The organism is Pseudomonas sp. 1 R 17 (genome assembly GCF_900067035.1).
Lineage (GTDB): Bacteria > Pseudomonadota > Gammaproteobacteria > Pseudomonadales > Pseudomonadaceae > Aquipseudomonas > Aquipseudomonas marginalis.
This window is the reverse complement of record NZ_FKLB01000019.1, coordinates 61,786-83,298: the sequence shown is the minus strand read 5'-3', so window position 1 is coordinate 83,298 and position 21,513 is coordinate 61,786. Positions and strand designations below refer to the sequence as shown.

Below are 21,513 nucleotides of genomic sequence, written 5' to 3'. Positions count from 1 at the left end.
TATCCTGATGTCTCAACCCTTGACCCCCGATGACTGGCTTGCACAATGCCCTCTACTCCCCAACGAGCGGCTCTATGTGGTGCTGAGCAGTGCCAGTGATGCGAAACCGCTGGCTGCCTGGAAAGTCTCGGCAGCCGGGATGCCGCCTCAAGCGATCTGGGCAGGCACGGCTTATGCCGAGTGGGGTGAGGTGATGCCCTGCGTAGGGATTGTCGAATCCGACAGTGCCTTCCTCGATTGGATTGCAACCACTGAAGCTACGGATTGGGGGTGGCTCGCGGTTTCGTCCAGTCCGTTGGAAGCCGTAGTCGCCCACCTGCAAAGCCTGACCAAGATACTGCTTCCCGATGAGCGGAGTGTGTTCCTGCGCTTCTGGGATGGCGCTCAGTTCCTGCCGATCGTGCAGAAGCTGGGCGATGAAATCGGCGCGGTGTTGCCGGTGTTCCAGCGGTACCTGATCAATGGCCAGTCGCTGGGCGTTGCGACGGCGTCGGTAACGGCGGCCAAAGCCAGTCCCTGGTGGCGAGTGCCTGAATCGTTATTGGAACACCTGGCCGCGCAGTCGCCACAGACCCTGATCGACAACCTGCTGCAGTGGCTTGAAGAGCAGCGCCCCGACCTGTATGCCGCGTTCACACCGGCGACCTTGCAGCACAAGGTCGCCTACTTCGCGCGCAGTACGGACATCAGCGCTGAAGCGCTGGCGGGCTACCTGGACTCAGAGTTGAGTTGAGGCCAGCGCCTGTTGCAGGTCGTCGATCAGGTCTTCGACCGCTTCGATACCCACCGACAGGCGAATCATTTCCGGTTTTACGCCGGCCTTGGCCTGTTCCTGCTCGTTCATCTGTCGGTGAGTGGTGGAAGCCGGGTGGCAGGCCAGGGACTTGGCGTCGCCGATGTTGACCAGGCGCTTGAAGATTTGCAGGGCGTCGTAGAAGCGCACACCGGCATCAAAGCCGCCCTTCAAGCCAAAGGACAGGATCGCCGACGGTTTGCCCTGCATGTATTTCTGCGCCAATGCGTGGTGCGGGTGGTCCGGCAGGCCGGCGTAGCTGACCCATTCCACCTGGGCATGGCCTTGCAGGAATTGCGCGATTTTCAGGGCGTTTTCGGTGTGGCGCTCCATGCGCAATGCCAGTGTTTCCAGACCTTGAAGCAACAGGAAGGCATTCATCGGCGCCAACGCTGCGCCGGTGTTGCGCAGCGGTACGGTACGAGCACGGGCGATGAAGGCGGCGGGGCCGAATTTTTCGGTATAGACCACGCCGTGATAGGCCGGCTCGGGCTGGTTGAGGCCGGGGAATTTATCCGCGTATTTCGTCCACGGGAACGTGCCACTGTCGACAATTACACCGCCCAGGGAGTTGCCATGGCCGCCGACGTATTTGGTCACCGAGTGCACCACGATGTCGGCGCCGAACTGGATCGGCTTGCACAGGATCGGCGTGGCCACGGTGTTGTCCACCACCAGCGGCACGCCACGGGCATGGGCAACGTCGGCCAGGGCTTCGATGTCGATGATATTGCCCGCGGGGTTGCCGATACTTTCGCAGTACACCAGCTTGGTGTTGTCATCGATCAGTTCGGCGATGGCTGCAGCGCAATCGTCCCGGGCGAAACGCACCTCCACGCCAAAGCTCGGCAGCAGGTGGGCGAAGAGGGTGTAGGTGCCACCATAAAGCTGCGGAGTGGTGACGATATTGTCACCCGCACGGGTCAAGGTCTGGATTGCGTAGTGGATCGCCGCGCTGCCGGCCGAGACAGCCAGCGCTGCGATACCGCCTTCAAGGGCGGCGATGCGCTGCTCCAGCACATCGTTGGTGGGGTTCATGATGCGCGTGTAGATATTGCCGGGTACGTCCAGGTTGAACAGGTCGGCGCCGTGTTGGGCGTTATCGAATTCGAAGGCGACGTTCTGGTAGATCGGCACGGCGACGGCCTTGGTGGTCGGGTCCGACTTGAAACCGTGGTGCAGCGCGATGGTGGCGTCTTTCATGGTTGTTATTGACCTCCCTGGAGTGGTGGAAGGCCACAATAAATCCGCCTTGCCGTCGGCATTTAGATTTTTTTCAACGGGCTGCCTGCCTTTGCGGCATAAGCACCGCCCGGCATGCGGCCCTGCACCTTTGCGCCCTTAGAAGGTAAACTTCGCCCCCTGCGCAGGAGCAACCATGAATTATCGTCACGCCTTTCACGCCGGCAACCACGCCGATGTCTTCAAACACCTGACCTTGACCCGCCTCATCGCCCTGATGTCGCGCAAGGAGCAGCCGTTCGCCTACCTCGACACCCATGCCGGGATTGGTCTGTACGACCTGCAAGGTGATCAGGCCAATCGCACGGGTGAGTACCTGGAAGGTATCGCGCGCTTGTGGGGCGCCGACGATCTACCGCCGCTGAGCGCCGATTACATGCGTGTGCTGCATGAGATGAACCCGGATGGCCAGTTGCGCTACTACCCGGGCTCGCCGGAGCTGGCGCGCCGCCTTACGCGCCCCCAGGACCGCGTGCTGCTCAATGAAAAACACCCGGAAGACGGCGTGTTGCTCAAGGACAACATGAAGGGCGATCGTCGGGTCAAGGTTCATTTGGGTGAAGGCTGGCATGTGCCGCGCGCGCTGTTACCGGTGCCGGAAAAACGTGCGCTGATGCTGATTGATCCGCCGTTTGAACAGCTCGACGAAATGCAGCGCTGCGCCGCCGCCCTCAAGGAAGCCGTCAGCCGTATGCGCCAGACCGTCGCGGCGATCTGGTACCCGGTGAAGGACCAGCGCATGCTGCGTCGCTTCTACCAGGACCTGGCCGGCACCGGTGCGCCGAAGTTGCTGCGCGTGGAATTGCTGGTGCATCCGCTGGACACGCCCAACACCCTGACCGGCTCGGGCCTGGCGATTGCCAACCCGCCGTGGGGCCTGGAAGAGGAGTTGCGTGAGCTGCTGCCGTGGCTGTCCAGGAAGCTTGGCCAGACCCAGGGTGGGTGGCAGATGGATTGGCTCATAGCTGAGTAGTTGTAAGTTGCAAGCTTCAAGCTTCAAGCTGCAAGCTGCAAGTGAGAGCAGAAAACACCACTTGCAGCTTGCAGCTTGAAACTTGCAGCTCCGATCTTCAGATCGGGCAAGTCACGCCGGTACCGCCGATCCCACAGTAGCCCTGCGGGTTCTTCGCCAGGTACTGCTGGTGATACGCCTCGGCGAAGTACACCGTCGGCGCCTCTTCGATTTCGGTGGTGATGGTGCCCAGGCCGGCCTTGGTCAATTCTGCTTGATAGGCATCGGCACTGGCCTTTGCCGCCGCCAGTTGCTCAGGCGTGGTCGCATAGATCACCGAGCGGTACTGGGTGCCGATGTCGTTGCCCTGGCGCATGCCCTGGGTCGGGTTGTGCAGTTCCCAGAACATCTTCAGCAGGTCTTCGTAGTTCACCTTGGCTTGGTCATACACCACCAGCACCACTTCGCTGTGGCCGGTCAGGCCCGAGCAGACTTCTTCATACGTCGGGTTCGGCGTGAAACCACCGGCATAGCCGACCACGGTGCTGACCACGCCATCGCGCTGCCAGAACTTGCGCTCGGCGCCCCAGAAACAACCCAGGCCGAAGATCGCGAAGCCGACGTCGTCGACGAATGGGCCCAGCAGCGGGTTGCCGTTGACGAAGTGCGTCTGCGGCAGGTTCATCGGGGTTTCACGACCAGGCAACGCTTGTTCTTGAGTAGGCAGCACGTTTTTGTTCACCAGAATTTCCGAGCGCAAGACCATGAGCAGTCCTCTCGTCAGGTTGAGTTAGCGGTAAATTTCAGACAGCCAGTGTGCCCGAGTGTTACAGCGCTGTCAGGCGATTGGCCCGCGCGGATAGCGTCTAAGCTTCTCGAGCAGCTCTGCACCGGGGATCGGCCGGTCGAACAGGTAGCCCTGGCCAACGTCGCAACGGTGCCGACGCAGGAACGCCAGTTGCTCGGGGGTCTCGATGCCTTCGGCCACTACCTTGAGCTTGAGGTTGTGGGCCATGGCGATCACGGCCGAGGTGATTTCCATGTCGTCCTGGTTGTCCGGGATTTCGTGGATAAAGCTGCGGTCGATCTTGATGATGTCGATGGGAAATTTTTTCAGGTAGCTCAGCGACGAGTAACCGGTGCCGAAGTCGTCCATGGCCAGGGTCAGGCCGAAGCTCTTGAGCTGGTCCAGTTGCAGGCGCGTGTCTTCGGTCGCTTCCAGCAGCAGGCCTTCGGTCAGCTCCAGTTCCAGCAGGTTGGCCGGCAGCTGTTCTTCCTTGAGGATCGTGGCGATCGAGGCGACCAGGTCCGGGTCGGAAAACTGTTTGGGCGACAGGTTGATTGCTACCTGCAAATTGCCCATGCCAGCGGCGCTCAGTTGCCTGCTCATGCGGCAGGCCTGGCGCGCGATCCATTTGCCGATCGGGATGATCAAACCGGTCTCTTCGGCGACGCTGATGAACTGATCGGGGCGGATCATGCCCTTTTCCGGATGGTTCCAGCGCAGCAGCGCTTCCATGCCCAGCAAGCGGCCGCTGCGCAGGCACAGCTTGGGCTGGTAGAACACGTCCAGTTCGTTCTGGGTCAGGGCACGACGCAGGTTGTTCTCCACGAACAGCTTGTAGCTGGCCTCGGCGTTCAAGGCTTCGGTGAACACCTGTACCTGGTGTTTGCCGTTGGCCTTGGCCTTGTGCAGGGCCAAGCCGGCGTTGCGCATCAGGGTCTGCGGGTCACGGCCATGCAGCGGTGCACAGGCCAGGCCCACGGAGCCGGTGACGCTGATCAGTTGGTTGTCGACGAACATCGGTTTGTCGAGGGTCGCCAGCAGTTGGCTGGCCACCTGTTGGCCGCTTTCCAGGTCAGTGTCGTCCAGCAGCACCGCGAATTCGTTACTGGCAAAACGCGCCAGGCTGCCTCCGGCACTCAGGCTGTTGCGCAGGCGGCGGGCCAGGCTGATCAGCAGCTTGTCGCCGGTCTGGTGGCCGAGGCTGTCGTTGATGCGCTTGAAGTTGTCGATGTCCACCAGCAACAGGCTGATCGGGCTGTCGCTGTCGCGGGCAAAGCGCTCATCAAGGTTGCGGATAAATGCCGGACGATTGCCCAGGTTGGTCAGGTTATCGGTGTAGGCCAGGCGTTCGATGCGCTGCTGGGCCAGCTTGTTCTGGGTGATGTCTTCGTAGATGCCGATGTAGTGGGTCAGCTCACGGTTGTCGCCATATACCTTGGAAATCGACAGCTGGCCCCAGTAGGGCTCGAGGTTTTTACGTCGGCTCTTGAACTCGCCCTGCCAGCTGTTGCTCTTGGCCAGGCTCGACGGTGCGTCGAACAGCAGTTCGCTGAGGTTTTCCAGGGCCGGCAGCTGGGCCAGGCGGTGGCCGTGGACTTCTTCGGCGCTGTATTGGGTAATCGCGGTAAAGCTTGGGTTGACGTACTCCACCACGCCGTCGCAGTTGACCAGCAAAAAGGCATTGGCACTTTGCTCCACGGCACGCTGGAACAGGTGCAGGGCGCTGGTGGCGGTACGGCGGTTGTGGTTGTTGATCACTTGCGCGAACTGGTCGGCCAGTTCGCCGGCAAAGGCAATCTCATCGGCCTGCCAGGCACGCGGGCTGCCTCCCTGCTCCAGGCACAATACGCCCACCACCTGTCCGTCGACGCGGATACTCGCATCGAGCATGGCGTGGACGTCCCTGGCGCGCAGGTTTTCGACCATTTCCCGGGTGCGCGGGTCGCGCATCGCGTTGGTTGCGTCGATTGCCCGGCTGGTGTGCAGGGCTTCCAGGTAATCCGGAAAGCAACTGGCGTCGATGGGCTCAGGCAGGTGGTGCTGCTGGTCATCGCGGTGGTAGGCCGAGATCGGTACCAGGCGCTGGCCTTCGAGGTTCCAGATGCTTGCGCAGTCGATCTGGTAGATGTCACAGGCGCTGCGGGTGATCAGCTCTGCGGCTTCCTGCAGCGAATTGTTGGCGGTGTAGCGCTGGCGGGCCAGCAACAGGATCAGCTCCTGCTGGGCGCGCACCCGCTCCAGGTGCTGCAGTTGTTCCTGCTGGGCGCGCTGGTTGAGCTCCAGGGCGATCTGCAGGCGGCTGTTCTGGCTTTCCAGGTCCTCCGTCGGGGCGGGCAGGGAGACTTCGTTGAACAGGCCGTCGACCACCATCAGGTAGCCGCGCAGCAGATGGCGATTGTGTTGTTTGTAGGCTTCGCCCATTTCCAGCAGGCTCAGGGGGCCATCGTTGGTGTGCAGGGTGTAGCGCACCAGATAGTGAGGGCTGTCGCTCAGTTGCTGTTGGATGGTGTCGTGCAGTTGATAGCGCGCCTGAGGCTCCATAAGGCTGGCGAAGGGGGTGCCGAGCAGCGCACACAGCTCGACCGCCGACAGACCGAATTGGCGCTCGCAGTTAGGGTCGAGGTACAGAAGGGCCCAGCTTGCCTCATTAAGCCGCTCGAAACGCAGCATACCGAGGCGCGAAGGCACCGGTAACTGCGTCACTACCTCGGCCGCCATACGGGCGACATCGGGTTGGCTTTTCATGGGGGGGAACTCACTTCAAATAACGCGCACGGCGCCGGGCTCACGCCCTCTTTACTGTTGCCTGCGGCAAGGTTGCATCATGCGGCGCGGGCTGACAAGAGAGGATGAAGGCTAAGTGCTATAAGGGGGTTATCGGCCAGGCGGAGGAATTCTTCAGTCAGGATGACAGAAGGTGTACAACCCTGTTCTGTCTGTAGAGAAAAGCAAAAAAAGCCCCGCCAAATTGACGGGGTTGAGGTACGAGCGTGGCGCTCGGAAATCGTTGCAACCAGGCCTCCCCGATGAAAGGGAGGCCGCTGTGGCTTACAGCAGGATGGTGCGGATGTCGTTCAGCAACTGGCTCAGGCGCTGGGTGAAGCGTGCAGCAGCCGCGCCGTTGATCACACGGTGATCGTAGGACAACGACAGTGGCAGCATCAGCTTCGGCTGGAACGCTTTACCGTCCCAGACTGGCTGGATGGTGGCCTTGGAAACACCCAGGATCGCCACTTCCGGCGCGTTGACGATTGGCGTGAAGCCCGTACCGCCAATGTGACCGAGGCTGGAGATGGTGAAGCACGCGCCTTGCATGTCGTCTGCGGTGAGCTTCTTGTCACGGGCCTTGGCAGCCAGTGCAGCCGCTTCGGCAGCGAGTTGCAGCAGGCTCTTCTGGTCGACGTTCTTGATGACCGGTACCAGCAGGCCATCCGGCGTGTCGACGGCAAAACCAATGTGCACGTACTTCTTGCGAATGATCGCCTTGCCGCTTGGCGCCAGCGAACTGTTGAAGTCCGGCAGCTCCTTGAGCAGGTGCGCACAGGCCTTGAGCAGCAGCGGCAGCACGGTCAGTTTCACGCCGGCCTTCTCGGCCACGGCTTTCTGCGCAACGCGGAAAGCTTCCAGGTCGGTGATGTCGGCCTGGTCGAACTGGGTCACGTGCGGAATGTTCAGCCAGCTGCGATGCAGGCTCGACGCGCCGATTTGCATCAGGCGGGTCATCGGCACTTCTTCGGTCTCGCCGAAGCGGCTGAAGTCCACCACCGGGATCGGTGGAATGCCCGCGCCGCCAGTAGCAGTGCCGGCAGCCGGAGCTTCCTTGGCTTTGTGCATCATGGCTTTGACGTAGACCTGCACGTCTTCCTTCAGCACGCGACCGTGTGGGCCAGTGGCCGACACAGCGTTCAGCTCGACGCCGAACTCACGGGCCAGTTGGCGAACCGCCGGACCTGCGTGAACCTTGGCACCGCTTGGCGCTGGTGCGGCAGCCGCAGGGGCCGGAGCGGCTTCGGCTTTTGCAGCAGGCGCAGGGGCGGCAGCGGCCGAAGCGGCTTCAGCCTTGGCCGCCGGAGCAGCAGCCGGTGCTGGAGCAGCAGCAGGTGCAGCGCCTTGTACTTTCAGCTTGAGGATGAAGTCGCCAGTGCCGACTTCGTCTTCCAGCTTGACCGCGATGCTTTCCACAATGCCGGCAGCCGGCGATGGGATTTCCATGGAGGCCTTGTCGGACTCCAGGGTGATCAGCGACTGGTCGGCTTCGACGGTGTCGCCGACCTTGACCAGCAGCTCGATGATCTTGGCCTTGCCCGACGAACCGATGTCCGGAACATGAATGTCCTGGACAGTCGCTGCGGCTGGAGCAGCAGCCGGGGCTGCAGGAGCCTCGGCAGCAGCGGCAGGTTTTTCCGCGGCAGGCGCCGGTGCAGCAGCGGCAGCAGGTGCCGCCGCAGGGGCCGCATCAGCGGCACCTTCGATTTCCAGTTCCAGCAGTTCGTCGCCTTCTTTCAGGCGGTCGCCCAGCTTCACTTTCAGGCTCTTGACCACGCCGGCCTTGGGAGCAGGGATTTCCATGCTCGCCTTGTCCGATTCCAGGGTCAGGATGCTCTGGTCGGCTTCGACGGTGTCGCCGACCTTCACAAACAGCTCGATTACTTCACCTTCACCGCTGCCGATGTCAGGTACGCGAATGAGTTCGCTCACAAAAAATCTCCTCAGCAGTCCAGTGGGTTGCGTTTTTCCGGGTTGATCCCGAACTTGACGATAGCGTCAGCTACCACCTTGGGTTCGATCTCACCGCGGTCAGCCAAGGCTTCCAGGGCTGCCAACACCACGAAGTGACGGTCGACTTCGAAGAAGTGACGCAGCTTCTTGCGGCTGTCACTGCGACCGAAACCGTCGGTGCCCAGGACTTTGAATTCCTTGGACGGGACCCACTGGCGAATTTGTTCAGCAAACAGTTTCATGTAGTCGGTAGAGGCAATGACTGGACCTTTACGGCCGGCCAGGCACTCTTCGACATAGCTCTGCGCAGGCTTCTGGCCCGGGTGCAGGCGGTTGTTGCGCTCTACGGCCAGGCCGTCGCGACGCAGTTCGTTGAAGCTGGTAACGCTCCAGACGTCGGCGCCGACGTTGAACTCTTCACGCAGGATCTTCGCCGCTTCACGGACTTCACGCAGGATGGTGCCGGAGCCCATCAGCTGCACGTGGTGCGCCGCTTCCTTGGTGTCTTCTTCGAGCAGGTACATGCCCTTGATGATGCCTTCTTCCACGCCGGCCGGCATGGCTGGCTGCTGGTAGGACTCGTTCATCACGGTGATGTAGTAGAAAACGTCCTGCTGCTCTTCGGTCATCTTCTTCATGCCGTCCTGGATGATCACCGCCAGCTCATAGCCGTAGGTTGGATCAAAGGTGCGGCAGTTCGGGATGGTGGCAGCCAGGATGTGGCTGTGACCGTCTTCGTGTTGCAGGCCTTCGCCGTTCAGTGTGGTACGGCCGGCGGTACCGCCGATCAGGAAACCACGGGTACGGCTGTCGCCCGCTGCCCAAGCCAGGTCGCCGATACGCTGGAAGCCGAACATCGAGTAGAAGATGTAGAACGGCAGCATCGGCTGGTTGTGGCTGGAGTACGAAGTGCCGGCAGCGATGAAGGAGCTCATGGCGCCCGCTTCGTTGATGCCTTCTTCGAGGATCTGGCCCTTCTTGTCTTCCTTGTAGAACATCACCTGGTCTTTATCGACTGGCTCGTAGAGCTGGCCGACGGAGGAGTAGATGCCCAACTGGCGGAACATGCCTTCCATACCGAAGGTACGGGCTTCGTCCGGGATGATCGGGACGATACGCGAGCCGATTTCCTTGTCCTTGACCAGCTGCGCGAGGATCCGCACGAAGGCCATGGTGGTGGAGATTTCACGGTCGCCCGAGCCGTCCAGGATTGCCTTGAGGGTATCCAGCGGAGGTGTAGGGATGTTGAAGCTCTTGGCGCGGCGCTGTGGCACGAAACCGCCCAGTGCGGTACGACGCTCGCTCAGGTAGCGGGCTTCGGCGCTGTTCGGCTCCGGCTTGAAGAACGGCAGGTTCTCCAGCTCTTCGTCCTTGACCGGGATGTCGAAGCGGTCGCGGAACAGCTTCAGGCTTTCAACATCAACCTTCTTGGTGTTGTGCGCAGTGTTTTTCGCTTCGCCGGCACCGGTGCCATAACCCTTGATGGTCTTGGCCAGGATGACGGTCGGTTGTTCTTTGTGGTTGACCGCTTCGTGGTACGCCGCATAGACCTTGTACGGGTCGTGGCCGCCACGGTTGAGTTTCCAGATCTCGTCGTCGGACAGGTCGGCAACCATCGCCTTGAGTTCAGGCGTGTTGAAGAAATGTTCACGTACGAACGCGCCGTCTTTGGCCTTGTAGTTCTGGTACTCGCCGTCGATGACTTCGTCCATGCGACGTTGCAGGATACCGTCGACGTCCTTGGCCAGCAGTGGGTCCCAGAAACGGCCCCAGATGACCTTGGTCACGTTCCACTGGGCACCGCGGAACACGCCTTCGAGTTCCTGGATGATCTTGCCGTTGCCGCGAACCGGGCCGTCGAGGCGCTGCAGGTTGCAGTTGATGACGAAGATCAGGTTGTCCAGCTTCTCGCGGCCGGCCAGGGAGATGGCACCCAGGGATTCCGGCTCGTCGCACTCGCCGTCGCCCAGGAAGCACCAGACTTTCTGCTTGCCTTCCGGGATGAAGCCACGGGCTTCCAGGTACTTCATGAAGCGTGCCTGGTAGATCGCCTGGATCGGGCCCAAACCCATGGATACCGTCGGGAACTGCCAGAAATCAGGCATCAGCCAAGGGTGCGGGTAGGACGACAGGCCCTGGCCGTCGACTTCCTGGCGGAAGTTGTTCATTTGCTCTTCGCTGATGCGACCTTCCATGAACGCACGGGCGTAGACGCCTGGCGAGGTGTGGCCCTGGAAGTAGATCAGGTCGCCGCCGTGTTCTTCGGTCGGGGCCTGGAAGAAGTAGTTGAAGCCGATGTCATACAGGGTTGCGCTGGAAGCGAAGCTGGAGATGTGACCGCCCAGGTCAGAATCTTTCAAGTTCGTGCGCATTACCATCGCCATGGCGTTCCAACGTACCAGCGAGCGAATGCGGCGTTCCATGAACAGGTCGCCAGGCATGCGTGCTTCGTGGGTGACGGGGATGGTGTTGCGGTATGGCGTGGTGATGGCGTAGGGCAGTTGCGAGCCGCTGCGGGTCGCGAGTTCGCCCATACGGGTCATCAGGTAGTGAGCACGGTCTTCGCCTTCTTTGTCGAGAACCGATTCCAGGGCGTCCAGCCATTCCTGGGTTTCGACGGGATCGAGGTCTTGCATGGCTTGCTCCAGGGCGGAAAGGCTACCAGAATCGGTTGCCTGAAGTTTGCGACTGGCCTTGTGGGCAGACGACATAAATTCTTGGATGGCCGAAGGTTGCTTCGGCGTCCTGTAGTTTTACTACAAATCGTCGGCCATTTCAGCCTTTCGAATGTATATACGAGTAGTAAAACTACACAAGACCGAGCGGATTGCTCGGTCTGGCTGGTGAGCATAATCGTTATTGTTGATCTTTTGCGAACAAGAAAAGGTGGAAGTTTAATGTTGCCTGCCAAAAATTACATATTTTCAGCTATTTATCACCTTTGTTCGACAGTCCTTCATCGAGCGCGGTGCTTGCCTTCACAGCAGCAAGCCATTTACACGCCGACCAAGGATAGACCATGAGCCTTCCAACGCTGGCCGAACTGCCGGCCATTCTGTTGCCAAAGGCCCAGCGGGCCGAGCAGTCATTTCGTGACGCCGTGGCCGCGCTGGACGACGATCATGGCCTTTCTTCGTGGACGCCGCAACGGTGGGCCGACTTCGCCCGGGTGTGCGCCGCCAGTGATTTCGTCATTGAACAGAGTGTTCGTGACCCTTTGATGTTGCTCGAGCTGGCGGCCTGGGGCGAGCTGGACCGCGGCTTTGCGCCGGGCGAGCTGTGCGGGCAGATTGCCGGTGCCGTGCAACAGGCCGAAACAGAAGATGAGCTGGGCCGCGTACTGCGTCGTCAGCGTACGCGCCAGCAAGTGCGCATCATCTGGCGCGACCTGACCCGTCAGGCCGACCTGGTGCAAACCTGTCGTGACCTCTCCGACATGGCCGACGCCAGCATCGACCAGGCCTACCAATGGCTGTACCAGCGCCACTGCGTGCAGTTCGGCACACCGACCGGGCGGCGCAGCGGCGAGCCGCAGCATATGGTCATCCTCGGCATGGGCAAGCTCGGTGCGGTGGAGCTGAACCTGTCGTCGGATATAGACCTGATCTTCGCCTACCCCGAGGGCGGCGAAACCGTGGGCGTGAAGCGCTCCCTGGATAACCAGGAGTTCTTTATTCGTCTTGGTCAAAAATTGATCAAGGCCCTCGACCCGATGACCGTCGACGGCTTTGTGTTCCGTGTCGACATGCGCCTGCGTCCCTACGGTTCGGCCGGCGCCCTGGTGCTCAGCTTCAACGCGCTGGAGCAGTACTACCAGGACCAGGGTCGCGACTGGGAACGCTATGCCATGATCAAGGCGCGCGTGGTCGCCGGTGACCAAATGGCCGGTGCGCAGCTGCTCGATATGCTGCGGCCGTTCGTGTACCGCCGTTACCTGGACTTTTCCGCCATCGAGGCGCTGCGCACCATGAAGCAGCTGATCCAGCAGGAAGTCCGACGTAAAGGCATGGCCGACAATATCAAGCTGGGCTCGGGCGGCATCCGCGAAGTGGAATTTATCGCCCAGGCGTTCCAGCTGATCCATGGCGGCCGCGACCTCAGCCTGCAGCAGCGGCCGCTGCTCAAGGTGCTCGGCACCCTGGAAGGCCAGGGCTACCTGCCGCCGGCGGTGATCGCCGAGTTGCGTAATGGCTATGAATTCCTGCGTTACACCGAACATGCGATCCAGGCGATTGCCGACCGCCAGACCCAAATGCTTCCGGACAGCCCTGAAGACCAGGCGCGCATTGCCTTTATGCTCGGGTTTGCCGACTGGGCGGCCTTTCATGAGCGCCTGATGCATTGGCGTGGCCGTGTGGACTGGCACTTCCGCCAGGTGATTGCGGATCCTGATGAAGAAGAAGGGGCGGAAAGCGAGTTGGTCGTGGGCGGAGAATGGCTGCCGCTGTGGGAAGAGTCCCAGGATGAAGAGGCCGCCTGCCGTCAATTGGCTGAAGGCGGCTTCACCGACGCCACCAAGGCCCTTAAAGCCTTGGCCAGCCTGCGCAACAGCCCGCAACTGCGGGCCATGCAGCGCCTGGGACGTGAACGCCTGGATGCCTTTATCCCGCGCTTGCTGGCCCAGGCCGTCGAGCACGCCAACCCGGACCTGGTGCTGGAGCGTGTACTGCCGCTGGTGGAGGCCGTCGCCCGGCGTTCCGCCTATCTGGTGCTGCTGACGGAAAATCCCGACGCCCTGCGCCGCCTGCTGACCCTGTGCGCCGCCAGCCCGTGGATCGCCGAGCAGATCACGCGCTTCCCGCTGCTGCTGGATGAGTTGCTCAACGAAGGCCGTCTGTTCAAGCCACCGCTGGCGCCGGAACTTGCCGCCGAGTTGCGCGAGCGCCTTACGCGCATCCCCGAGGATGACTTGGAGCAGCAGATGGAAGCCCTGCGGCACTTCAAGCTGGCCCACCGCCTGCGCGTGGCCGCTTCGGAAATCGCCGGCAGCCTGCCGTTGATGAAAGTCAGCGACTACCTGACCTGGCTCGCCGAAGCCATCCTCGAACAAGTGCTGGCCCTGGCCTGGCGCCAGACGGTGGCCCGCCACGGCTCGCCGCAGCGCTTGGATGGTACCTTGTGCGATCCTGGGTTCATCATTGTCGGTTATGGGAAAGTCGGCGGCATCGAACTGGGGCATGGTTCGGACCTGGACCTGGTGTTTATCCACGATGGCGACCCGCAGGCCGAGACCGACGGCGCCAAGCCGATCGACGGCGCGCAGTTCTTCACGCGCCTGGGCCAGCGGATCATTCATCTACTGACCACCCAGACCAACTCCGGCCAGTTGTATGAAGTGGACATGCGTCTGCGCCCATCCGGCGCATCCGGGTTGCTGGTCAGTTCCCTCGGGGCGTTTGACCGCTATCAACAAAATGAAGCATGGACCTGGGAACATCAGGCCCTGATCCGCGCGCGGGTGCTGGTGGGCAGCCAGGATGTGGGCCAGGCATTCGAGCGGGTACGGGCTAAGGTGCTGGGGCGTGAGCGCGACTTGGCGAAGTTGCGCCAGGAGGTCAGCGAGATGCGCGCCAAGATGCGTGACAACCTGGGTACCAAGGCCACGGCGGCCGGCACCGGCGCCAATGCCTTCGACGCCACGGTGCTGTTCGACCTCAAGCAGGACGCCGGAGGTATCGTCGATATTGAATTTATGGTGCAATACGCGGCTTTGGCGTGGTCTGCGCAACATCCATCGTTGCTGCGCTATACCGACAATATCCGCATTCTGGAAGGCCTGGAGCAGGTGGGTTTGATGCCCGCCGCCGATGCCCATCTGCTGCGCGAGGTGTATAAGGCCTACCGTTCCGCCGCGCATCGCCAGGCCTTGCAGAACGAGGCCGGTACGGTACCCGGTGATCAGTTCGCTGACGAACGGCGCCAGGTGATGCGAATCTGGCAGGCGCTGGGGTTGGGTTGAAACACTATTAGGGCGGGGAGGCATAAGCCTCCCCGCATCGTTTGTGGAAACTACATGAATATTCTGATCGTTGGGCCCAGTTGGGTCGGTGACATGGTGATGGCGCAGACTCTGTTCCAGAGCCTGCGTATGCGCTACCCGGACTGCCAGATCGACGTGCTTGCCCCCGAGTGGAGCCGGCCGATCCTTGAGCGCATGCCCGAAGTGCGCAAGGCCTTGAGCTTTCCGCTCGGCCACGGTGCCCTGGAACTGGCGACCCGCCGCCGCATCGGCAAATCCCTGGCGGGCCAGTACGACCAGGCGATCCTGCTGCCCAACTCGCTGAAGTCGGCGCTGGTGCCGTATTTTGCCGGTATCCCCAAGCGCACCGGCTGGCGCGGCGAGTTTCGTTATGTGCTGCTTAATGATGTACGCACGCTGGACAAGGCGCGTTACCCGCTGATGATCGAACGCTTCATGGCCCTGGCCTATGCGCCGGGCGTCGAGTTGCCCAAGCCGTACCCGCGGCCCAGCCTGCAGATCGACCCGGTCACCCGCGATGCGGCACTCGCCAAGTTCGGCCTGGTCCTGGATCGTCCGGTGTTGGCCCTGTGCCCCGGTGCGGAGTTTGGCGAGTCCAAGCGCTGGCCGTCGGACCACTACGCCAAAGTCGCCGAGATGAAGATTCGCGAAGGCTGGCAGGTGTGGTTGTTCGGTTCGAAAAACGATCACTCGGTGGGTGAAGACATTCGCCAGCGCCTGATCCCGGGCCTGCGCGAAGAGGCCGTCAACCTCAGTGGCGACACGTCCCTGGCCGAGGCCATCGACTTGCTCTCCTGTGCTGACGCCGTGGTGTCCAACGACTCCGGCCTGATGCATGTGGCCGCTGCGCTGAACCGCCCGTTGGTGGCGGTGTACGGCTCCACCTCGCCGGGCTTTACCCCGCCGCTGGCCGACCAGGTCGAAGTGGTGCGCCTGGGGCTGGAGTGCAGCCCGTGCTTTGATCGCACCTGCCGCTTCGGCCATTACAACTGCCTGCGCCAATTGCTGCCGCAGCCGGTAACCGATGCCTTGCAGCGATTGCAGGGCGACGTGGTCGAGGTTCACTGAGTTGCGGGTACTGGTAATCAAGACCTCATCCCTGGGCGACGTGATCCATGCCTTGCCGGCACTGACTGACGCGGCACGGGCGATCCCCGGCATTCGCTTCGACTGGGTGGTGGAAGAAGGCTTTGCTGAAATCCCCACCTGGCACCCGGCGGTGGACAAGGTCATCCCGGTGGCGATCCGCCGCTGGCGCAAGAACCTCTGGCAAACCTTCAAGAGCGGCGAGTGGCGGCGCTTCAAGCAGCAAGTCCAGTCGACCAAGTACGATCTGGTGATCGATGCCCAGGGCCTGTTCAAAAGCGCCTGGCTGACCCGCTACGTGCGGGCTCCGGTGGCCGGATTCGACAAACACTCGGCCCGTGAGCCGATTGCGGCGCGCTTCTACTCGCGGCGCCTGGCCGTGGCCCGTGGGCAGCATGCGGTGGAGCGTTTGCGCCAACTGTTCGCCGTGGCCCTCGGCTATGACTTGCCCAAAGGCCTGGGCGACTACGGCCTCAGCACCGAAAAACTGCTCGGCCTGCCGCCGAAAAAGCCCTTCGTCCTGCTGCTGCACGGTACTACCTGGGACACCAAGCATTGGCCCGAGGCCTACTGGCGCGAGTTGGCTGAACGTATGGGCCGCCTGGGCGTGGACGTGAAGTTGCCCTGGGGCAACGCCGCCGAAAAGGCCCGTGCGGAGCGCCTGGCCCAAGGCCTGAACAACGCCGAAGTGCTGCCCAAGCTGAACCTGGCCGGCGTGGCCCGGGTATTGGCCGGCGCCCGCGCCTGTGTGGCGGTGGACACCGGGCTGGGGCATTTGGCGGCGGCGCTGGATGTGCCGACCATTTCCCTGTTCGGCCCCACCAACCCCGGCCTGACCGGCGCCTACGGCAAGGGCCAGATTCACCTGGCCAGCGACTTTGCCTGTGCGCCGTGCCTGCAAAAACAATGTACCTATCAACCGACGGCCGACGACCTGCGTCGGTTCGACATCAAGCGCGAGTCGCCCCTGTGTTTCACGCGCTTGAACCCTGAGCGTGTGGCAACCCGGCTGAGCACGTTGTTACTGGCTGAGGAGCTGCACTGATGCAACTGGCTTTTGTTCTGTACAAATATTTCCCCTTCGGCGGCCTGCAGCGCGACTTCATGCGCATCGCCCTGGAGTGCCAGCGGCGCGGCCATCAGATTCGTGTCTACACGCTGATCTGGGAGGGCGACATTCCGCCCGGCTTCGAAGTGCTGGTGGCGCCGGTCAAGGCGTTCTTCAACCATCGGCGCAACGAGAAGCTCAGCGCCTGGATGGAGGCCGACCTGGCCAAGCGCCCGGTGGACCGCCTGATCGGCTTCAACAAGATGCCCGGCCTGGACGTGTACTACGCCGCCGACGGCTGCTTCGAAGACAAGGCACAAAACCTGCGTCATTCGCTGTACCGCAGTTTTGGCCGCTATCGCCACTTTGCCGAGTACGAGCGCGCGGTGTTTGCCAAGGACGCCAAGACCGAAGTCTTGATGATTTCCGAAGTGCAGCAGCCGCTGTTCATCAAGCATTACGACACGCCGCTGGAGCGCTTCCACCTGCTGCCACCGGGCATTGCCCAGGACCGCCGCGCGCCGCCGAATGCGGCCGAGATTCGTGAAGGCTTCCGCAAGGAGTTCAGCCTGGGCGATGACGACCTGCTGCTGGTGCAAATCGGTTCCGGCTTCAAGACCAAGGGCGTCGACCGCAGCCTCAAGGCCGTCGCCGCGTTGCCGGCCGAGCTGAAAAAACGCACGCGCCTGTTTGTAATTGGCCAGGACGACCCCAAGGTATTCCAACTGCAAAGCGCCACCCTCGGGCTGGGCGATAACGTGCAGTTCCTCAAGGGGCGCAGCGATATTCCGCGCTTCCTGCTGGGCGCCGACCTGTTGATCCACCCGGCGTACAACGAAAACACCGGCACCGTGTTGCTCGAAGCCCTGGTGGCCGGGTTGCCGGTGCTGGTCTCGGCCGTGTGTGGTTATGCCCATTACATCGCCGAAGCCGACAGCGGCCTGGTGCTGGACGAGCCGTTTGAACAGGCTCAGTTGAACCAGTACCTGGCGCAGATGTTGACCGATTCTGCACAGCGCGCGGCCTGGGGCCGCAATGGGTTGGCCTTCGCCGAGACGGCCGACCTCTACAGCATGCCGCAGCACGCTGCGGATGTGATTCTGGCGGAGCCAAAACGATGAAGTTGATTCTTGCCGAACCGTTCAAGACGTTATGGGCCGGGCGTGATGCCTTCGCCGAAGTCGAGAAACTGCAAGGCCAGGTATTCCGTGAACTGGCGGCGCGTCGCACGCTGCGCACCGAGGTGGATGGCCGCCCGTATTTCGTCAAAATCCACCGCGGCATCGGCTGGGCGGAAATCTTCAAGAACCTGATCACCGCCAAGCTGCCGGTGCTCGGCGCAGGCCTGGAATGGGATGCCATTCACCGCTTGCAGGCGATCGGCGTACCGACCATGACCGGCGTGGCCTTCGGCGAAAAGGGCAGCAACCCGGCGGACCAGCACTCGTTCATCATCACCGAAGAGCTGGCGCCGACCATCAGCCTTGAAGACCTGACCGTCAACTGGGTCGCCGAACCGCCCACACCTGCACTGCGCCATGCGCTCACGGCCGAACTGGCGCGCATGGTCGGCGACATGCACCGGGGCGGCGTGAATCACCGCGACTGCTACCTGTGCCACTTCCTGCTGGACACGTCCAAGCCGATCGATCCACGCAACATCAAGCTCTCGGTGATCGACCTGCACCGGGCGCAAATGCGCGCCCATCTGCCGCTGCGCTGGCGCGACAAGGACCTCTCCGCGCTGTATTACTCGGCGTTGGACATCGGCCTGACCCGGCGCGATAAACTGCGCTTCCTCAAGGGCTACTTCCGCCAGCCGTTGCGCCAGGTCCTGGCCGAGCAGTCGGCGTCCCTGGGCCTGATGCAGCGCAAGGCCGACAAGCTCTACGCGCGCAAGCAACGTTATGGGGATGCGATCTGATGGCGGGTTGGAACCTGGAGCCTGCCTACGCCGCCCTGGCGGATGATTTTGGAAGCCTCGAAGCGGTATTTGCCCTGCAAGGCGAGCGGCTGACCCGCGACCCGCTGTCGGAAGTGATCCGGGTGGAGCGTGGCGGGGTCAATTACTACGTCAAGCGCTATACCGGTGCCGGCAAGGGCCTGCGGCGCTACCTGGGCAAGCCGCGGGTCAAGTCCGAATGGCAGAACCTCAAGCGCTTCGCCAAGTGGGGCATTCCCACCGCCGATGTGGTCGCCTGGGGCCTGGAGCGCAGCGGCCTGGCCTATGATCGTGGCGCAATGATCACCCGCGAGTTGCCGAGGACCGAAGACCTCTCGGTCCTGGCCGAACGTAAGGATGCGCGCCTGCGCGACCCCAAGTGGGTCAGCGCGGTCAGTCGCCAGCTCGCCGAATACACGCGCACCATGCACGATCATCGCTTTACCCATAACGACTTGAAGTGGCGCAACCTGCTGATCGACGACCAGGCCACCCTGTACCTGATCGATTGCCCCAACGGTGATTTCTGGCGCGGTTTCTGGCTCAAGTACCGCATCACCAAGGACCTGGCCTGCCTGGACAAGGTGGCCAAGTATCACTTGTCGGCCACTCAGCGCCTGCGCTTCTACATGCAGTACCGTGGGTGTCGGCACCTGAGTGAGTCGGACAAACGGCGGATTCGCCACGTAGTGAAGTTTTTCGAGGGACGTGAATGAGTGATTTCCTGGCGGCTGAAGATCGCGCCCTGCTGGAGCGCCACGGCCTCGCGACATTCGACGCCCTGTGGGCCCGGCAACTGGACGCGGTGGACGAGCCGAACACCAGCCGTGGCGGCTGGAGCAGCGTGTTTCGCCTGGAGCTCGACGGCCACGGCTATTACCTCAAGCGCCAGAGCAACTACCTCACGCGCAGCTTGCACCGGCCGTTGGGCGAGCCCAGTTTCTCCCGCGAGTTCCGCAATATCAGCCGTTACCGCAAGCTCGGGATCCCGGCGCTGCAGGCGGCGTTCTACGGCGAGCGCAAAGTCGCCGGTGAGCACCGCGCGATGCTGCTGACCCGTGCCCTGGACGGCTGGAATGACCTGGATTCATTGCTGGAGCAATGGGCGCAACTCAGCGATGCCCAGCACTGCGCGATCCTGCTGGCCTGCGGTCAACTGGCGCGCCGCCTGCACAGCGTCGGCCAGGTGCATGGCTGTTTCTACCCCAAGCATATTTTCCTGCAGGCCACCGGTGACGGCTACGCCGCGCAGTTGATCGACCTGGAGAAAACCCGCCCGCTGCTGTTCGGCTGGCGTGACCGGGTCAAGGACCTGGAGCCGTTGTTGCGCCGGGCACCGCAGTGGTCGGACGCTCAGGTGCGTCAATTGCTGGCGGCTTACCTCGATCAGCCCGAGGGCAGCGCGCTCGTCACCACCTGGCTGCAACGCCTGACGAAGCGGCGTAGCCACAAGGAGAACCGCTGATGCGTTTGTCCGAGTTGAAGAACGCCGGCCGCAGGCCGAGCCTGCCCCTCACTGTCGACCTGGCGGATGCCGCCGGCCCGGGGCAACTGCAACTGCTGAGCCTGTTGCGGGTATTGCCGGGTGAGCGTTACGTGGGCGCGGCGGTATGGCGCGGGCGTCCGGTGCTGGCCAAGTTATTGGTGGGCAGCAAGGCCGCGCGGCATTTCCAGCGTGAACTCAGCGGCGTACGCCTGCTGGCCGAGCAAGGCCTGACCACCCCGCTGTTGCTCGCCGATGGCTTGCAGGACGGCGAGGGCGGCTGGCTGCTGTTCGAGTTTATCGAAGGTGCCGAGAGCCTGGCCGATGCCTGGCACGCCGTTGAAGCGCTACCGCCACTGGCCGAGGAGCAAACCGCCGTGCTGGCCGAGGCCCTGGGTGCGATCGGCCAGATGCATGCCAAGGGCCTGTGGCAGGAAGACCTGCACCTGGACAACCTGCTGCGCCAGGACGGCAAGCTGTACTTGATCGATGGCGCCGGCATTCGTGTGGAGGAGGCGGGCAAGCCACTGTCGCGCAACCGCGTGCTGGAAAACCTCGGGGTGTTTTTCGCCCAGTTGCCGAAAAACCTCGAGCCGTTTACCGAAGAACTGCTGGTGTACTACCTGCTGGGCAACGGCGAGCACGCCTTGCCCCTGCAAGCCTTGGAAAAACAGGTGCGCAAGGTCAGCGCCTGGCGCCTGAAGGACTTGTTGAACAAGGTGGGCCGCGACTGCACGCTGTTCAGTGTGGTGCGTGGCGCCTTTGCCTTGCGTGCGATCCGTCGCGAGGAAGAACCGGCGATGCTGCCGGTGCTGGAGCAGGCGGATGCGTTGCTCGACCAGGGCCACCTGTACAAGACCGGTGGTGCGGCCAGCGTGGCCAAGGTCGACGTAGCCGGCCGGCCCTTGGTGATCAAGCGCTACAACATCAAGGGCGTTGCCCATTGGCTCAAGCGCTTCTGGCGCCCGAGCCGCGCCTGGCATTCCTGGCGCGAAGGCAATCGCCTGGCCTTCCTCGGCATCGCCACGCCCAAGCCGCTGGCCGTCCTGGAAAAGCGTTTTTTCTGGCTGCGCAGCCGCGCTTACCTGGTCACCGAATACCTGCCGGGCCCGGACATCATCGAGCGGTTCGCGCCCTATATCGAACACGGTGACGCGCCGGAAAACGAACTGTTGGCGCTGGACCAGTTGTTCGCCGAGCTGATTCGCGAGCGCATCAGCCATGGCGACTTCAAGGGCCATAACCTGTTCTGGGATAAGGATCGCTGGTCGCTGATCGACCTCGACGCGATGTGCCAACACAGCTCTGCCGCCAGCTTCGCCCCGGCGTATGCCAGGGACCGTGCGCGGTTTATGCGGAACTGGCCTGAGAGTAGTGCGTTGTATCAGCTGATTGATCAGCGTTTGCCGAAGCAACCGACCTGACCGTTCCCGCGCAGGGTGACCGATCAAGAGCTGTTGCCTGAGCAACAGTTATCAGAC

15 protein-coding genes are annotated in these 21,513 nt (G+C 62.3%); 10 read left to right on the top strand and 5 right to left on the bottom strand.

Going from position 1 to position 21,513, the window contains the following annotated elements; all coding sequences use genetic code 11:
- Nucleotides 1-7: 7 nt before the first annotated feature.
- Entirely contained in the window at nucleotides 8-733 is a 726-nt protein-coding gene (locus BFP99_RS03500) for a DUF4123 domain-containing protein (protein WP_065946634.1), read from the top strand.
- Here BFP99_RS03500 and BFP99_RS03495 read toward each other — a convergent pair.
- Nucleotides 719-1,996 carry an O-acetylhomoserine aminocarboxypropyltransferase/cysteine synthase family protein gene (locus BFP99_RS03495; protein ID WP_065946633.1) on the bottom strand — a complete coding sequence of 426 codons (1,278 nt, stop codon included), beginning with the start codon at nucleotides 1,994-1,996 and terminating at the stop codon, nucleotides 719-721. The genes BFP99_RS03500 and BFP99_RS03495 overlap by 15 nt on opposite strands.
- Nucleotides 1,997-2,171: 175 nt before the next feature.
- On the opposite strand from BFP99_RS03495, the gene BFP99_RS03490 reads away from it, so the two are divergent.
- Nucleotides 2,172-3,008: a 23S rRNA (adenine(2030)-N(6))-methyltransferase RlmJ gene (locus tag BFP99_RS03490; protein ID WP_065946632.1), complete on the top strand. Its 837-nt coding sequence runs from the start codon at nucleotides 2,172-2,174 to the stop codon at nucleotides 3,006-3,008.
- Between the two features lie 97 nt (nucleotides 3,009-3,105).
- Here the strand turns inward: BFP99_RS03490 and msrA are convergent, their stop codons facing one another.
- From msrA to aceE, 4 genes are all read right to left on the bottom strand, one after another.
- Nucleotides 3,106-3,753 carry a peptide-methionine (S)-S-oxide reductase MsrA gene (gene msrA / locus BFP99_RS03485; RefSeq protein WP_065925675.1) on the bottom strand — a complete coding sequence of 216 codons (648 nt, stop codon included), beginning with the start codon at nucleotides 3,751-3,753 and terminating at the stop codon, nucleotides 3,106-3,108.
- A 72-nt stretch (nucleotides 3,754-3,825) separates the two neighbouring features.
- Nucleotides 3,826-6,519, bottom strand: a complete 2,694-nt coding sequence (locus BFP99_RS03480; protein WP_065925674.1) for a putative bifunctional diguanylate cyclase/phosphodiesterase — start codon at nucleotides 6,517-6,519, stop codon at nucleotides 3,826-3,828.
- A gap of 303 nt (nucleotides 6,520-6,822) precedes the next feature.
- Nucleotides 6,823-8,472, bottom strand: coding sequence for a dihydrolipoyllysine-residue acetyltransferase (aceF, locus tag BFP99_RS03475; RefSeq protein ID WP_065946631.1), 1,650 nt, complete (start codon nucleotides 8,470-8,472; stop codon nucleotides 6,823-6,825).
- Between the two features lie 11 nt (nucleotides 8,473-8,483).
- A complete protein-coding gene (gene aceE / locus BFP99_RS03470; protein WP_065925672.1) occupies nucleotides 8,484-11,129 on the bottom strand; it encodes a pyruvate dehydrogenase (acetyl-transferring), homodimeric type in 2,646 nt (881 codons plus the stop codon).
- 383 nt (nucleotides 11,130-11,512) lie between these two features.
- On the opposite strand from aceE, the gene glnE reads away from it, so the two are divergent.
- Genes glnE through BFP99_RS03430 form a run of 8 tightly spaced genes read left to right on the top strand, consistent with a single transcriptional unit; the run spans nucleotide 11,513 to nucleotide 21,456 of the window.
- Nucleotides 11,513-14,452 carry a bifunctional [glutamate--ammonia ligase]-adenylyl-L-tyrosine phosphorylase/[glutamate--ammonia-ligase] adenylyltransferase gene (glnE, locus tag BFP99_RS03465; RefSeq protein ID WP_065925671.1) on the top strand — a complete coding sequence of 980 codons (2,940 nt, stop codon included), beginning with the start codon at nucleotides 11,513-11,515 and terminating at the stop codon, nucleotides 14,450-14,452.
- A 54-nt stretch (nucleotides 14,453-14,506) separates the two neighbouring features.
- Nucleotides 14,507-15,541 (top strand): lipopolysaccharide heptosyltransferase II, encoded by a 1,035-nt coding sequence (waaF, locus tag BFP99_RS03460; protein WP_065946630.1) that lies wholly within the window; start codon nucleotides 14,507-14,509, stop codon nucleotides 15,539-15,541.
- A 1-nt stretch (nucleotide 15,542) separates the two neighbouring features.
- The gene (gene waaC, locus BFP99_RS03455; RefSeq protein ID WP_027604955.1) at nucleotides 15,543-16,604 is read left to right on the top strand and encodes a lipopolysaccharide heptosyltransferase I; all 1,062 of its coding nucleotides are present in this window, start codon (nucleotides 15,543-15,545) and stop codon (nucleotides 16,602-16,604) included.
- On the top strand, nucleotides 16,604-17,728 hold the full coding sequence (locus BFP99_RS03450) for a glycosyltransferase family 4 protein (protein WP_065946629.1): 1,125 nt from the start codon (nucleotides 16,604-16,606) through the stop codon (nucleotides 17,726-17,728). The genes waaC and BFP99_RS03450 overlap by 1 nt, the downstream gene beginning before the upstream one ends.
- Complete coding sequence (gene rfaP / locus BFP99_RS03445; protein ID WP_065925668.1) at nucleotides 17,725-18,531, top strand: lipopolysaccharide core heptose(I) kinase RfaP; 807 nt, start codon at nucleotides 17,725-17,727, stop codon at nucleotides 18,529-18,531. The genes BFP99_RS03450 and rfaP overlap by 4 nt, the downstream gene beginning before the upstream one ends.
- The gene (locus BFP99_RS03440; RefSeq protein WP_065925667.1) at nucleotides 18,531-19,265 is read left to right on the top strand and encodes a lipopolysaccharide kinase InaA family protein; all 735 of its coding nucleotides are present in this window, start codon (nucleotides 18,531-18,533) and stop codon (nucleotides 19,263-19,265) included. The genes rfaP and BFP99_RS03440 overlap by 1 nt, the downstream gene beginning before the upstream one ends.
- Nucleotides 19,262-20,014 (top strand): lipopolysaccharide kinase InaA family protein, encoded by a 753-nt coding sequence (locus tag BFP99_RS03435; RefSeq protein WP_065925666.1) that lies wholly within the window; start codon nucleotides 19,262-19,264, stop codon nucleotides 20,012-20,014. Before BFP99_RS03440 ends, BFP99_RS03435 begins: the two co-directional genes overlap by 4 nt.
- Entirely contained in the window at nucleotides 20,014-21,456 is a 1,443-nt protein-coding gene (locus tag BFP99_RS03430; RefSeq protein WP_065946628.1) for a lipopolysaccharide kinase InaA family protein, read from the top strand. The genes BFP99_RS03435 and BFP99_RS03430 overlap by 1 nt, the downstream gene beginning before the upstream one ends.
- Nucleotides 21,457-21,513 lie beyond the last annotated feature (57 nt).

Bases quoted from the DNA above. Each gene is read 5' to 3' on its own strand.
- BFP99_RS03450 (WP_065946629.1), top strand. From the start codon at position 16,604: ATGCAACTGGCTTTTGTTCTGTACAAATATTTCCCCTTCGGCGGCCTG.
- BFP99_RS03440 (WP_065925667.1), top strand. From the start codon at position 18,531: ATGGCGGGTTGGAACCTGGAGCCTGCCTACGCCGCCCTGGCGGATGAT.
- BFP99_RS03500 (WP_065946634.1), top strand. From the start codon at position 8: ATGTCTCAACCCTTGACCCCCGATGACTGGCTTGCACAATGCCCTCTA.
- BFP99_RS03430 (WP_065946628.1), top strand. From the start codon at position 20,014: ATGCGTTTGTCCGAGTTGAAGAACGCCGGCCGCAGGCCGAGCCTGCCC.
- BFP99_RS03435 (WP_065925666.1), top strand. From the start codon at position 19,262: ATGAGTGATTTCCTGGCGGCTGAAGATCGCGCCCTGCTGGAGCGCCAC.
- BFP99_RS03490 (WP_065946632.1), top strand. From the start codon at position 2,172: ATGAATTATCGTCACGCCTTTCACGCCGGCAACCACGCCGATGTCTTC.
- BFP99_RS03495 (WP_065946633.1), bottom strand. From the start codon at position 1,996: ATGAAAGACGCCACCATCGCGCTGCACCACGGTTTCAAGTCGGACCCG.
- waaF (WP_065946630.1), top strand. From the start codon at position 14,507: ATGAATATTCTGATCGTTGGGCCCAGTTGGGTCGGTGACATGGTGATG.
- aceE (WP_065925672.1), bottom strand. From the start codon at position 11,129: ATGCAAGACCTCGATCCCGTCGAAACCCAGGAATGGCTGGACGCCCTG.
- glnE (WP_065925671.1), top strand. From the start codon at position 11,513: ATGAGCCTTCCAACGCTGGCCGAACTGCCGGCCATTCTGTTGCCAAAG.
- BFP99_RS03480 (WP_065925674.1), bottom strand. From the start codon at position 6,519: ATGAAAAGCCAACCCGATGTCGCCCGTATGGCGGCCGAGGTAGTGACG.
- rfaP (WP_065925668.1), top strand. From the start codon at position 17,725: ATGAAGTTGATTCTTGCCGAACCGTTCAAGACGTTATGGGCCGGGCGT.
- msrA (WP_065925675.1), bottom strand. From the start codon at position 3,753: ATGGTCTTGCGCTCGGAAATTCTGGTGAACAAAAACGTGCTGCCTACT.